The organism is Mesoterricola sp. MK458 (genome assembly GCF_055384935.1).
Genome location: NZ_AP045075.1, coordinates 2988113 through 3001691 on the forward strand (window position 1 = coordinate 2988113; position 13579 = coordinate 3001691).

The window sequence follows — 13579 nt, forward strand, 5'->3', positions numbered from 1 at the left end:
GGATATGGGACCAGTCCGGTTATGCTTGGATCCGAGGTCGTTTCCTTGGAGATGTCACCATGCCTACCCCTTCCCTGAGGCCGCCCATCGGCGCCTGCGCGGTGCTGGCTGCCTGCGCGATGCTTTACACCGGCTGCAACCGGGACCAGGTGAGCCGCTCGGCCCCGGTTCCCGTCACGGCCGCGCCCGGTACCGCCCCGGCCGCCCCGCCCGCGGGCATGTCCGGGGAGGTGCCCCTGCCGCCGACGCCCTCAAGCCCCCTCCACTGGACCCTGCCCAAGGGCTGGACCGAGACGCCGGGCAACGGCATGCGCTTCGCGACCCTCAACCCGCCCGGCCCCGGCAAGGTCGAGGTCTCGGTGGTGTGCCTGCCCGGGCAGGCCGGGGGTGAACTGGCCAACGTGAACCGCTGGCGCGGGCAGATCGGCCTGGAGCCCATGGACGACAAGGCCCTCGCCGCCTCCCGCCAGACCGTCAAGAGCAAGGCGGGCGCCGTGGCCGTCTTCGACTTCACCAGCCAGGGCCAGACCCAGACCCGGATGGTCGTGGGTTCCCTCACCACCAAGGACGGCGGCACCTGGTTCCTCAAGCTCCTGGGCGACGCCGCTCCCGTGGCCAAGGCCAGACCCGACTTCATGCGCTACCTGGAGAGCCTCCACCTTGATTAAGACCTTCGCGCTCCGCTTCTGGAAAGGCCTGTCATCCATGCAGGTCACCATCGTGTCCATGGTGCTGCTGATGGCCCTGGTCGTCCTGTGCACCCTGGCCCAGACCGACCTGGGAACCTTCGGGGCCACCAAGGTCTACATGCGTTCGTTCCTGGTCTGGCGCTATTTCCCGGGACTGCCGTTCCCCCTGCCCATCTTCCCCGGCGGGGCCCTGGTGGGCCTGGTGCTCGTGTTCAACCTCAGCCTGGCCGGCATCCGGCGGCTGGAACTGAACTGGAACAAGTGCGGGCTCTGGCTGGCCCACGGCGGCCTGATCCTGCTGATCGCCGGGGAGTTCTCCACCGGCGCCTTCCAGGTGGAAACGAACATGTCCATCGAGAACGGCCAGACCGTGAACTGGCTGGAGAGCCCCCGGGACTACGAGCTGACCGTCACCGACGTCACGGACCCCCAGCGGCCCCAGGCCTATGGCGTGCCCGAGAGCCTCCTGGCCAAGGGCAAGGACGTGCCCCTGCCCGGCACGCCCCTCACCATCCGGGTGAAGAAATTCTTCCCCAACGCCACCCTCACCCGCCTGGGCCCCGGGGATCCCCCGGCCCTGGCCACCCAGGGCGTGGGCGCGGCCGTCAAGGTCGTCGAGGCCCCGCTGGCCGCCACCGAGACCGAGGTCAACATGGTCACGGCCGTCGTGGAGCCCCTGGCCGGAGGCATCAGCTACGGCACCTGGCTGGCCTCCAACGGCATCGGCGCCCCCCAGAGCTTCATCCACGAGGGCCGCACCTACACCCTCGGCATCCACAACCGCCGGTACTACCTGCCCTATTCCATCACCCTCAAGAAGTTCAGCCACGACGTCTACCCCGGCACCCAGATCCCCAAGAACTTCTCCAGCCTCGTCCACATCTCGGACCCGGTCCGGGGCGAGGAGCGGGACGTGCTCATCTCCATGAACCAGCCCCTGCGCTACGACGGCATGGCCTTCTACCAGGCCAGCTTCGGCAAGGGCGACCAGCTCAGCATCCTCCAGGTGGTGCGGAACCCCGGGTGGCTGATTCCCTACATCTCCTGCTCGCTCATCACCCTGGGCCTGCTCATCCACTTCGGGATCACCCTCCGCCGTTCCATGAAGAAGCGCAATGAAACCAAGGAGGTGATGGCATGAACCTCAACCGCCTCGCCAAGTGGCTGCCCGCGGTCCTCACCCTGGCCGCGGCCCTCTTCGTCATGCTCCCCCCGCGTCCCGTGCGCGGCATGGAGATCGAGAAGTTCTGCCGCATGCCCGTGCTCGAGGGCGGGCGCGTCAAGCCTCTGGATTCGGTGGCGCGCAACGCCATCCTGGTCATCCAGGAGCGCCAGACCATCCGCTTCGAGAACCGCACCCTCAGCCCCGACGAGTGGATCCTGGACGTCATGTTCCGTCCCGCCGTGGCCGACCAGCAGCCCATCTTCAGCATCGACGACCCGGACGTGCTGGGCCTCATGGGCATGGCCCAGAGCACCCAGCGGCGCTTCAGCTTCGCAACCCTCTCGCCCCACATCGACGAGATCGTGAAGCAGGCCCAGATGGCCATGGGCGTCGAGGGCATCAAGCGCTCCCGCTTCCAGTCCGCGGTGGTGAAACTCTACGGCCGGCTGGAGAAGTACCACGGCCTGCGCAACTCCATGCAGCTCATGGACACCCCGGGGCTCTTCATGGAGCTCCAGACCCTCCAGTCCCCCGACGCCCCCGCGCGCCACCGGGCCCTGGCTGAGCTCGCGCTGTTCAAGCCCCTGGCCCCCCTCGCCGGGCAGGACCCGGACGCCTGGATCTCCGTGGGCACCGCCCTGGACAACGCCGCCGCGGGCAACGTGCACCCCGGCCTGGTGCCCCTGGCCCGGGCCGGCGCCGCCTACACCGTGGGCGACGCGGCCTCCTTCAACGCCGCCGCCTCCGACCTCGCCCACCTGGTGAGCGCCGCCCGCCCCGAGGCCCTGAGGCACGCGGGCTCCGAGCTGCTCTTCAACCGAGTGGAGCCCTTCTACATCGGCATGATCTTCTACCTGTTGGCCCTGGGCGGGATCTTCTTCTCCTGGCTGGGCCGGCGCGAGTTCTTCCAGGAAGGGGCCTTCTCCTTCATGTGGGGCGCGGCCATCATCCACACCCTGGGCCTGGCCTCCCGCGTCATCCTCCAGGGGCGGCCCCCGGTCACCAACCTCTACTCCTCGGCCGTTTTCGTGGGCTGGGGCGCGGTGATCCTGGCGATCGTGCTGGAGCGGATGTACCGCCGGGGCTTCGCGACCGCGGTGGGCTCGGCCTCCGGGTTCGTCTCGCTGATCATCGCCCACCACCTCGCCATGGAGGGGGACACCATGGAGATGATGCGCGCCGTGCTGGACTCCAATTTCTGGCTGGCCACGCACGTGGTGACCATCACCATCGGCTACAGCGCCACCTTCCTGGCCGGGGCCATCGCCATCGCCTTCACCCTGCGCAAGATCTTCGGCAGGAACCGCGACGAGGCCACCACCAAGGTCCTCGCGGACATGACCTACGGCATCGTCTGCTTCGCCCTGCTCTTCAGCTTCGTGGGCACGGTGCTGGGCGGCATCTGGGCCGACCAGTCCTGGGGCCGGTTCTGGGGCTGGGACCCCAAGGAGAACGGCGCGCTGCTCATCGTCCTGTGGAACGCCGTCATCCTCCACGCGCGCTGGGCGGGCTACATCCGCGAGCGGGGCCTCATGGCCTGCGCCATCTTCGGCAACATCATCACCAGCCTGTCCTGGTTCGGCGTGAACATGCTGGGCGTGGGGCTCCATTCCTACGGGTTCACCGACGCGGCCTTCCTCTGGCTGTTCCTGTTCGTGGGCAGCCAACTGGTGCTGATCGGGATGTGCCTCCTGCCCGACACCTTCCACGTGGGCGCCAAGGCCTGAGGCCTCCCCGCCCCGGCGACGCGGCCCCTTCGGGGGCCGCTTCGTATTTGGCCGTACGTCCGCCCGCTTCTCGCCCCACCTTTCCCTTGTGTCCGGCCGGAAGTTTCAGGAACCTGGAAGCATCCTGGGAGTCCCGTGAACATCCTCCGCACCGCCCTGCCCCTTCTCCTCTGCCCCTGGCTCGCCGCCGCGCCGCGGGCCTTTTCCATCGAGGACCTCTACCGCCTCAAGGACGTGGCCCACCTGGCCCTGTCGCCGGACGGTTCCCGGCTCCTCTTCGAGGTCGCCAGCCAGGACCTGCGCCGGTCGACCCGGGCCACCCACGTGTGGATGGCGGACCTGAAGACCGGTTCCGTGCGCCAGATGACCTCAGCGGGCAGCTCGGACACCTACCCCCGCTGGTCCGCCGACGGCCGGTCCTTCACGTTCGTTTCCAACCGGGGGGAGGGCTCCCAGCTGTGGCGCCTGGACATGGCCGGCGGGGAAGCCCGGCAGGTGACGTCCTTCGGCCCGGGCATCGCGGACCCCCTCGTGGTGGGAACGACCCTCTTCTTCCAGTCCACGGTCTTCCCGGAGGCCCTGGCGGACGAGGCCCGGAACAAGACCATGGCCGACAAGCTCGAGAAGGGGCCCGTCCAGGCCCATTTGGCCGACGGACTGCTGTACCGCCACTGGACCTCGTACCGGGACTTCCAGTACACCCACCTGTTCACCGCCCCCGCCCAGGGCGGCGAGGTCAAGGCCCTCACCTCCGGCCCCCGGGACTTCCCGGGCTACGACCAGGGCTACGACGTCGCCCCCGACGGACGGGAGGTGTGCGTGGCCACGCCCAACGGCCCGGATCCGGCCCAGTCCACCAACACGGACCTTTTCCTCATCCGCATGGACGGCGACCGCACCCCCGTTTGCATCACCGGCGCCAACCCGGCCGCCGACGGCGCGCCCCGGTATTCGCCGGATGGCCGCTGGATCGCCTACAAGTTCCAGAAGGTCCCACGCTTCGAGTCCGACCGGTTCCGGCTGGGGGTCTACGACCGCTCCGCCAAGGCCTTCCTGAATCTCACGGAGGCCCTGGACAACCCCGTCGAGGCCTTCCAGTGGTCCGCCGACGGCAAGTCCCTGTGGTTCACCATCCAGGAAAAGGGGCGCTACCCGCTCTACCGGGTGGACCTCCCCTCGGGCAAGCCCGTGCGCGTGCTGGACGGCCAGAGCATCCGCGAGTTCGTGGTGGCCCCCGACCAGGCTTCGGTGCTCTTCGTGCGCAACCGCGTGGGCGAGGCTTCGGAGATCTGGCGCTGCGGGCTTCCCAGCAAGGAGCTGCGCAAGCTCACCTCCTTCAATGACGCCGTGGCCGCCGAGGTGGACCTGCGCCCGGCGGAGGAGATGTTGGTGAAGGGCGCCGGCGGCGAGGACGTGCAGGTGTTCATCGTCAAGCCCCACGGCTTCGACCCCGCGAAGAAGTACCCCCTCATCCTCAACGTGCACGGGGGTCCCCAGATGATGTGGTCCGACACCTTCCGGGGCGACTGGCAGGTGTACCCCGGCGCGGGCTACGTGGTCGCCTTCCCCAACCCCCACGGTTCCACCGGCTACGGCCAGGCCTTCACCAACGCCATCTCCAAGGATTGGGACGGCAAGGTGATGACCGACATCGCCAAGGTCACCGACGCCCTGGCCGCCCTGCCCTACGTGGACGCTTCGCGCATGGGCGCCATGGGCTGGTCCTGGGGCGGGTACGCCATGATGTGGCTGGAGGGGCACACCACCCGCTTCAAGGCCCTGGCCGCCATGATGGGCGTCTACGACCTTCCCGCCATGCATGGCGCCACGGAGGAATTGTGGTTCCCCCAGTGGGAGCTGGGCGGCACGCCCACCAGCAACCGGGCCGCCTATGAGCGCATGAACCCCGCCAGCCACGCCCGGGCCTTCAAGACCCCCTGCCTGGTCATCACCGGCGAACGGGACTACCGGGTGCCGTACACCCAGAGCCTGGAGTTCTTCACGGACCTCCAGCTGGCCGGGGTGCCCTCGCGCCTGCTGGTCTTCAAGAACGACGGCCACTGGCCCGACCGGCTCAAGTCCATGCCCGTCTATTACAACGCCCACCTGGAGTGGTTCGCGAAATACCTGGGCGGGGCGCCGGCCCCCTGGTCGACCGAAGCCCTGGTGCGCAACCAGGTGTTCGGAGACTGAGACTCGCCCTCCAGGATTATCGAAACGCCGATCCGAAATTCTCCGGCCGGCAGGGCCGCGCCCTAGGCATAATGGGGAAATTTCCCAGGAGGGCCCGTGGTTCCCAAGGAGAATCAGGTCGACGTCGCCATCGTGGGGGGCGGGATCGTCAGCGCCACCTTGGCCACCATGCTGGCCGAACTCCGGAGCGACATGCGGATCCTCGTGCTGGAGCGCCTCGGCGACGTCGCCGAGGAGAGCAGCCAGGCCATGAACAACGCCGGCACCGGCCACGCCGCCAACTGCGAACTGAACTACACCCCCGAGAAGCCCGACGGGTCGGTGGACATCACCAAGGCCCTGAACATCAACGCCTCCTTCGAAGTGTCGCTGCAGTTCTGGTCCCACCTGGTGGAGCGGGGCATCATCCCCTCCCCGTCCACGTTCCTCAACCCCTGCCCCCACCTCAGCTTCGTGTGGGGCGAGGCCAACACCCGCTTCCTGCGCACCCGGCAGGCCCGCCTCAGCGCCCACCCCATGTTCGCGGACATGCGGATCACCGAGGATCCGGCGGAGCTGGCCGAATGGATGCCCCTGGTGATGGAGGGCCGCGAGCCCGGCACGCCCCTGGCCGCCACCCGGGTGAACCGGGGCACCGACCTGGACTTCGGGAGCCTGGCCCGCACCCTGTTCGACGCCCTGAAGGCCCGGCCCGGCTTCCGCCTCGAGGTGAACCACGACGTGAAGGATCTCACCCGTGAACCCTACGGCCTCTGGCGCCTGGAGGCCGCGGACCGCAAGGAGGGCGGCCGCAAGGAGTTCACCGCGAAGTTCGTGTTCCTGGGGGCCGGCGGGGGCGCCCTGCCCCTCCTGCTCAAGTCGGGCATCCCCGAGGCGGACGGCTACGGCGGCTTCCCCGTGAGCGGCCAGTGGCTGGTGTGCAAGAACCCCTCCATCGTCGCCCGCCATGCCTCCAAGGTGTACGGCAAGGCCACCATCGGCGCCCCGCCCATGTCCGTGCCCCACCTGGACACCCGCATCATCGGGGAATCCCGGGCCCTGCTCTTCGGCCCCTACGCCGGGTTCACCACCAAGTACCTCAAGGAGGGCTCGTACCTGGACCTCCCCCGCGCGGTGAAACCCAGCAACCTCAAGCCCATGCTCTTCGCGGGCCTGCACAACCTCGACCTGACCCGCTACCTCATCGGCCAGGTGCTCCAGTCCCACGAGGACCGGGTGAAAACGCTCCGGGACTTCATCCCCACCGCCCGCCCCGAGGACTGGGACCTGGAGATCGCCGGCCAGCGGGTCCAGATCATCAAGAAGGATCCCAAACAGGGCGGCAAGCTGGAATTCGGCACCGAAATGGTCGCGTCGGCGGACGGGACCCTCGCGGCCCTCCTGGGCGCCTCGCCCGGGGCCTCCACCTGCGCGGCCACCATGGTGGACCTCATCCTCAAGTGCTTCTCCGAATCCCGGACCGCGGAGGGTCAGGCGCTCATCCGGAAGATGGTCCCCTCCCACGGCCACGACCTCACCCGGGAAACGGATGTGCTGAAGTCGGTGCGGGATCGCACCAACGCGGTGCTGGGCCTGGGGTAGCCAGGGCCCGGTTCAGCGGACGGGGCCGTCCTGCATGCGGATGAGCTCCTGGTATTCCTCGGCCGTGATGACGTTGTGCCAGTTGCCCGTGAGCAGGGCCAGGCCCGTCACCGCCAGGAAGAGCCCCGCCACCAGGGCCGCGAAGACGGCCCTGGGCACGGCCTTGCCGCCGGGGGCGCGCATCTCCAGGGTGTCCTTCACGGGGCAGGCCTCCACGCACTGGTAGCATCCGGTGCACTCGTCGCTGCCCACCCGGGAGGCCTCGTGCACGAGGATGCGCGAAGGGCAGGCCTTCGTGCAGAGCTTGCAGTCGATGCAGGTCGCCTTGGACCGGGTGATGCGCACCGGGCTCGCCAGGCTCAGCAGGCCCAGCAGGGCCCCGTAGGGGCAGAGGTAGCGGCACCAGACGTTCTTCACCACCAGGGACAGGGCGGCCAGGACGAGCACCACGACCAGGGCGGTGGTCGAGATGCGGACGAAGAAGAGGTACATGCGGATGTCGGCCGCGGCGTTGAAGGGGCTGTAGAGGAACCCCTGCAGGGCGGGGCCGTCCATCCTCCAGGCGGCCCACAGGAAGAAGAGCAGGAGGAGGTATTTCAGGGAGCGCAGGGGGTAGTCCAGCCACCGGGGCGGCTCGAGGTTCCTCCCGAACAGCTTGGCCCCCAGGCGCCAGAGGGCCTCGCTGAGGGTTCCCACGGGGCACAGCCAGCTGCAGAAGGCCTTCTTCAGGAACAGGCCCAGGGCGACGATGGCCAGGAAGATGAAGAGCCCGGCCGGATGGAGCTCGCAAATGCGTCCGGTGAGCGCCCAGAACTTGAGGCTCAGCAGCGCGCTGATGGGCAGGAAGCCCTCCGCTCCCGGGGGATGGGCGCCGCGGCCGTGCATGAAGAGCACGAACTCGATCCCGATCCATGCGCAGAGGGCCAGGAACGCGGCCTGCACCGCGTGGCGAAGGGGAAACGGACGCTTCTTCATGCCTTCGAGCCTAGCACCGGCCTTCGTCTATTTCGGAGTTCCTGATCCCTTTTGTGACCTATGCCACGCCGCTTCTCTCCCGCACCGCTCCATGCCAAGCTTTACGAGGCAGATTGGGAGACAACGATGAACGAGACCAGCCCCCAGGGCGGGGCCCAGCCTGGGTTCCCCAGCAGTTTCTGGACCGCCAACGGCACCGAACTGTGCGAACGCGCGGCCTACTACGCCATGGCCAGCTTCGTCGTGCTCTACCTCGGCCAGCTGGGGTTCGGGGCCTACTGGCCCAGCTTCCTGAACAGCAGCGTGCTGTGGTTCCTGGTGTACTTCCTGCCCATCCTCTCGGGTTCCCTGGCCGACCAGTACGGGTTCAAGAAGTCCCTCCTGGTGGCCTTCGTGCTGCTGGCGGTGGCCTACTTCCTCATGGGCTACCCGGTGTGGTTCGGCGGGGCCCAGCTCTCGCCGGTGTTCTCCTCCGAGGTGACCGTGGGCTGGCGCACCGCCGTGCCCATCGTCGGCGGCGTGGTCCTGATCGGCCTGGGTGGCAGCATCGTGAAGCCCTGCATCGCCGGCACCGTGCAGAAGACCGCGGGCGCCCGCAAGACGCTGGGCTTCGCCATCTTCTACATGATCATCAACGTGGGCAGTCTGGTGGGCCGGGGCGTGGCCTTCTACTTCCGCCGGCGCTTCGACCTCAGCGCGATCTTCGCCGTCTCCATGGCGGCCGCCGTGGTGGCCTTCCTCGTGGTGCTCCTGGTGTACAAGGATCCCGACGTGGAGATGGGCAACACCGAGAAGAAGCCCGTGCGCTCCATGGGCGAGATCCTCCTGGGCATGGTCAAGGTGCTGGGCAGCGGGCGCTTCGCCATGTTCCTGCTGGTCTCCAGCGGCTTCTACTTCATCTACAACCAGGTGTACAACCTGCTGCCCCTCTACCTGAAACGCACCGTGGAACTCACCCCGGCCATGGACATCTACACCATGGCCAACCCCTTCGTCATCGTCACCTGCCAGCTGCTCATCACCATGGCCTTCGGCAAGCTGCCCCCCATCAAGTCCATCGTCGTGGGCACGGTGATCATCGGGTTCTCCATGCTCATCAACATCGCGCCCCTCTACATGGCGGGGGGCGTCGGCCTGCGCGTGGGGGACCTGCTGCCCCTGGGATCGCTCTTCATCGTGCTCACGGTCGCCCTGATCGCCTTCGGCGAGCTGTTCGCCTCCGCCCGGCTCTACGAGTACATCGGTTCCCTCGCCCCCAAGGGGCAGGAGGGGCTCTTCCTGGGCTACGCCAACATTCCCATGGCCGTGGGTTCCCTCGTGGGCGGGCCCGCGGGCGCCTGGCTCTTCAACGCCGTCATGTGCAAGGGGGCCACGAAGCTCCCCAGCGGCCTGCTGAAGCTCGACCCCGGCGCCGCGGCCACCGGCTGGGTGATCCTCACGGGCATCGGCCTTTGCAGCGCGGCGAGCATGTACGCCTACAACGCCTGGCTCAAGCGCCAGGCCTGATCGCGGCCTCCAGCTCCCGCACCACGGCGTCCAGCTCCTCCAGGAGCGGAGGCCGGCCCTTCCGCCCCAGGATGTCCACCACGCTTCGGTAGTACCACGCCGTCTCCTCCGGCCCCGCGCTGAAGCGGTCCCACAGCGCCGCGCCGGTGGCGCGCAGGTCCCGCACCAGGGACGTGGCGTTGTGGAGCTTGTCGCAGAGGACCACGAGGCGGGCCCCCGCGCTGGCCTCGGCCAGGTGGGCCAGGTAGGCCTCCTTGCGCCCCCGCCAGGGGGGCTTGGGGGTGGCCGTGGCGTCGGTGCACTCCAGCACCAGGGCCGCCACCCCCTCGCCGAACCGCTCCCGGATCTCCTCCAGCACCGGCAGGCCCCCGCCGTCCTCCACCGCGTCGTGGAGGAGGCACGCCACGGCCACCTCCTCATCCGCCCCGTGCTCCAGGGCGAGGGCGGTCACCGCGAGCACGTGGGAGACGTAGGGGACGGAGGTCCCCTTGCGGAACTGCCCGGTGTGGATCCGGGCGGCGTAGGCCAGGGCTTCCTGGAAGCGCGGGCCGAGGGGGAAGGCCATGGGATCTCCGCTGGACGTTCCCAGTATGCGGCGTGGCGCGAAGCGCAAATTGAATTAAATTCTTATGACAAACCCTTGCCGACCCATTCAGGCCTCCCGAATGGGTCGCTGGATTCAACTCCAAGGCATTGTTTATTTAATGTAACCCCAATGCTGGACTACCCGCTTCGGCCGAAGCGGCGACCCCCGAGGCCTGGAATGAAAAGTATTATTTATAAATTCATCAAAGGTGCCCTCCCGGGATGCCTCATGGCGCTCGCCGTCCACTGCGGAGGCGGCCGGGGCGACGCGCCCCTGACGCCCCTGGAGCCCCTCGTCACCGCCCAGCCCCGGAACCAGGCCGTCAAGGCACCCGCCACCGCGACCTTCACGGCTTCCGTCTCGGGCAACCCCGCGCCCACCTACCAGTGGACCCTGAACGGCCTCCCCATCCCCGGGGCGACCTCGAATGCCTACACCACCCCGCCCACGGATTCGGCCATGACCGGCAACGCCTACGCCCTGGTCGCCACCAACAGCCTCGGGACGGCCACCAGCGCTGCCGCCGTCCTGGAGGTGACCGGGCCCCCGGTGATCACCTCCCAGCCCGCCAACGCCACCGTGGCCCCGGGCGCCGCCGCCACCTTCACGGTGGCCGCCGCGGGGCTTGGCGGCCTCACCTACCAGTGGCAGAAGGGATCCACCCCCATCGATGGGGCCACGGGGCCCACGTACACCCTCCCGGCCGTCACCCGGGACATGGACGGCGCCACCCACAGCGTGACGGTGACCAACCCCACCGGCTCGGTCACCAGCCTTCCGGCCACCCTCACGGTGGCCTATGGTCCGGTCATCCGGGTCCAGCCCGTGACCCAGAACGTCCTTTCCCCGGCCGCCGCCACCTTCACGGTCGAGGCCGAGGGCAATCCCCTCGCCTACCAGTGGAACCGCAACGGCCGCCCCATCCCCGGGGCCACCGCGTCCTCCTGGGCCATCCCCGCCACCCTCCCGGCCATGGACGGGGACGTCTACACCGTCACCGTGACCTGTGCCGGGAAGGCCGTCACCAGCGACGCGGCGCTGCTCAACGTCACCGCGGCCCCGGTGATCACCACCCAGCCGCAGGGCCAGAGCCTCGCGGCCGGTTCGGCCTTCACCCTGAGCGTCGCGGCGGTGGGGGTGCCCAATGTCTTCACCTACCAGTGGAGCCGGGACGACGAGCCCCTGAACGGCGCCACCGGCGCCACCTACCACGTGGATCGCGCCACCGTGGACGACGCCGGGAAATACGCCGTGACCGTCTCCAATGGCGCCGGCGAGCCCACCCGGAGCCGGAACGCCGTCGTGACCGTGGCCGCCGGCTACACCGTGTCGGGCCGGGTGACCGCGGGGGACGAGGGCGTCACCGGCGCCACCCTCACCCTCGGCACCCACCCGGCCCGGACCGCCAGCACCGACTCCACCGGCGCCTACGCCTTCCCGGACGTGCCTCCGGGCACCTACACCCTCACCCCTTCCATCCCCGCCTTCTCCTCGGTCTTCGAGCCCACCGCCCGTTCCGTCACGGTGGTGAGCGCCCCCGTGGAGGCCCCCTTCACGGCCGCCCTGGGCTACGCCGTCTCCGGCTCCCTCGTGGACCCGAACCCCGACCCCGCCACCGTCTACCTCACCCTCCGGCCCGCCGGCGGCGGCTCCAGCCTCGGCACGGCCCACCTCGAGCTCAACGGCGGCAGCGCTTTCACGTTCAAGGGCGTGCCGCCGGGCAGCTACCTCCTCTCCGGCCGCAAGGACCTCTTCGACAAGGGCTTGCCCAACGCCCACGATCCCGCCGGAACCCTGTCCGCCGAGGTCACCGTGACCGACGCGAACGTCACGGGCCTGGTCCTGCCCCTGGAGGCGGAGGCCCCCGACCTTTCCGCCCTGCCGGGTCCCCAATTCCAGGCGAACCCCATGGATTCAGGGGTCGCCATCGACTACGCCCCCATCCTGTCGTCCGGGGTGGAGCAGCCCCGGTCCTACCGGGTGGAGTGGAGCGAGGACCCCACCTTCGCCACCCCGGGCGGGTTCCGGCAGGTTCCGCCCTCCGCCGGCCACCTGCTCCTCCTGACCGGCACCTCCTTCCCCAACGGCGCCATCCTGCATCTCCGCATGCGGGGGCTGGGGACCGCCACGGCCACGGCCTGGTCCACCGCGCCGGCCGTCACCGTGGGCGGGGCCACGGGGGGCTTCACCGCCAGCGGCCAGGTCACCTTCGGCGCCGGCGACCCGGGCCCGCTCTACGTGGGCTTCCGGGACCCGGCCACCCGCCGGGTGTGGATGACCCTGGCGGAGGCGGCCTCGAGCCCCCAGGCCTACGCCGTCACCGGCCTCCCGGCCTCCGCGCCCGGCGCTCCCTACCGGATGGTGGCCTTCCTGGACCCGGACCGGAACGGGCTCATCTCCATCGACAACCCCACCGGCGCCCGCGCCGCCGCCGTGGCCGGCGACACCCCGGGCCTGGACCTGGCCCTGCCCACGGCCCCGGCCACCGCGACCGTCACCACCCGCCACACCCGGGGGGCCGACGCCTCCGACCAGTACACCCTCATCTTCACGCTGCGGGACGGGACCCACCACGTGGCCGCGGCCCAGGCGGTTTCGGGACCGAAGCTGCCGGTGCCCGCGAGCCTGGGCACCAACGCAGGCGGCCCCGTGATGACGTTCGAGGCCGCCGCCACGGGCCGGCCCGCCGTGGGAGACGCCTACACCCTCCTCGCCACCTGCCACGACGGCACCACCCTGACCCTCACCGCCCCGGTGACCGGCGTCCTGGACGCCTTCCCCACGAACCTCCAGCCCACCGAAGGGGACGGCACGGGCCAGACCGCCAACCTCCAGCCCGCCTTCAGCTGGGTCGCTCCGGCCCTGCCCCCCGCGCCCTTCCACTACGTCTTCACGCTCGCGGGGGCCGGCGCTTCCTGGACCGTGGACGGGCTCTCCGACACCACCCTCGACTGGACCCTGGGGGACCCCAACGACCCCGGCAACCTGCCCACCGGGGCCCTGGCGGTGAGGACCCCCTATGCCTGGACGGTGGCGGTGGTGGATGGCTTCGGGAACTCGGCGCGCACCGAGGCGGTGTACACGCCCTGATTGGTCCCGGTTATGGGTCCATAAATATTCCGGAAGGCCGAGTCCGATTCTGAGCGAGAATGAGAAC

9 protein-coding genes are annotated in these 13579 nt (G+C 69.4%); 7 read left to right on the forward strand and 2 right to left on the reverse strand.

What is annotated here, in order from left to right:
• Nucleotides 1-59 precede the first annotated feature (59 nt).
• The 5 genes from ACZ5LB_RS12860 to mqo all read left to right on the forward strand — a co-directional run bounded on the left by ACZ5LB_RS12860 (nucleotide 60) and on the right by mqo (nucleotide 7355).
• The gene (locus ACZ5LB_RS12860; RefSeq protein WP_464602625.1) at nucleotides 60-668 is read left to right on the forward strand and encodes a hypothetical protein; all 609 of its coding nucleotides are present in this window, start codon (nucleotides 60-62) and stop codon (nucleotides 666-668) included.
• On the forward strand, nucleotides 661-1830 hold the full coding sequence (locus ACZ5LB_RS12865) for a cytochrome c biogenesis ResB family protein (RefSeq protein ID WP_464602626.1): 1170 nt from the start codon (nucleotides 661-663) through the stop codon (nucleotides 1828-1830). The genes ACZ5LB_RS12860 and ACZ5LB_RS12865 overlap by 8 nt, the downstream gene beginning before the upstream one ends.
• A complete protein-coding gene (locus ACZ5LB_RS12870; protein ID WP_464602627.1) occupies nucleotides 1827-3581 on the forward strand; it encodes a cytochrome c biogenesis protein in 1755 nt (584 codons plus the stop codon). Before ACZ5LB_RS12865 ends, ACZ5LB_RS12870 begins: the two co-directional genes overlap by 4 nt.
• Nucleotides 3582-3716: 135 nt before the next feature.
• Nucleotides 3717-5774 carry a dipeptidyl-peptidase 5 gene (locus tag ACZ5LB_RS12875; protein ID WP_464602628.1) on the forward strand — a complete coding sequence of 686 codons (2058 nt, stop codon included), beginning with the start codon at nucleotides 3717-3719 and terminating at the stop codon, nucleotides 5772-5774.
• A 96-nt stretch (nucleotides 5775-5870) separates the two neighbouring features.
• Entirely contained in the window at nucleotides 5871-7355 is a 1485-nt protein-coding gene (gene mqo / locus ACZ5LB_RS12880; RefSeq protein ID WP_464602629.1) for a malate dehydrogenase (quinone), read from the forward strand.
• Nucleotides 7356-7367: 12 nt separating this feature from the next.
• On the opposite strand, the gene ACZ5LB_RS12885 is transcribed toward mqo, so the two are convergent.
• Nucleotides 7368-8330, reverse strand: a complete 963-nt coding sequence (locus ACZ5LB_RS12885; protein ID WP_464602630.1) for a 4Fe-4S binding protein — start codon at nucleotides 8328-8330, stop codon at nucleotides 7368-7370.
• Nucleotides 8331-8456: 126 nt separating this feature from the next.
• On the opposite strand from ACZ5LB_RS12885, the gene ACZ5LB_RS12890 reads away from it, so the two are divergent.
• Nucleotides 8457-9836 (forward strand): MFS transporter, encoded by a 1380-nt coding sequence (locus ACZ5LB_RS12890; protein WP_464602631.1) that lies wholly within the window; start codon nucleotides 8457-8459, stop codon nucleotides 9834-9836.
• Here ACZ5LB_RS12890 and ACZ5LB_RS12895 read toward each other — a convergent pair.
• Nucleotides 9820-10401 carry an HD domain-containing protein gene (locus ACZ5LB_RS12895; RefSeq protein ID WP_464602632.1) on the reverse strand — a complete coding sequence of 194 codons (582 nt, stop codon included), beginning with the start codon at nucleotides 10399-10401 and terminating at the stop codon, nucleotides 9820-9822. The genes ACZ5LB_RS12890 and ACZ5LB_RS12895 overlap by 17 nt on opposite strands.
• Nucleotides 10402-10650: 249 nt before the next feature.
• Between ACZ5LB_RS12895 and ACZ5LB_RS12900 the strand changes: the two genes are divergently transcribed.
• Complete coding sequence (locus tag ACZ5LB_RS12900) at nucleotides 10651-13512, forward strand: immunoglobulin domain-containing protein (RefSeq protein ID WP_464602633.1); 2862 nt, start codon at nucleotides 10651-10653, stop codon at nucleotides 13510-13512.
• Nucleotides 13513-13579: the final 67 nt, after the last annotated feature.

Coding starts and splice junctions, on each gene's coding strand:
- ACZ5LB_RS12860 (WP_464602625.1), top strand. CDS start 60: ATGCCTACCCCTTCCCTGAGGCCGCCCATCGGCGCCTGCGCGGTGCTG.
- ACZ5LB_RS12870 (WP_464602627.1), top strand. CDS start 1,827: ATGAACCTCAACCGCCTCGCCAAGTGGCTGCCCGCGGTCCTCACCCTG.
- ACZ5LB_RS12885 (WP_464602630.1), bottom strand. CDS start 8,330: ATGAAGAAGCGTCCGTTTCCCCTTCGCCACGCGGTGCAGGCCGCGTTC.
- ACZ5LB_RS12890 (WP_464602631.1), top strand. CDS start 8,457: ATGAACGAGACCAGCCCCCAGGGCGGGGCCCAGCCTGGGTTCCCCAGC.
- ACZ5LB_RS12895 (WP_464602632.1), bottom strand. CDS start 10,401: ATGGCCTTCCCCCTCGGCCCGCGCTTCCAGGAAGCCCTGGCCTACGCC.
- ACZ5LB_RS12900 (WP_464602633.1), top strand. CDS start 10,651: ATGGCGCTCGCCGTCCACTGCGGAGGCGGCCGGGGCGACGCGCCCCTG.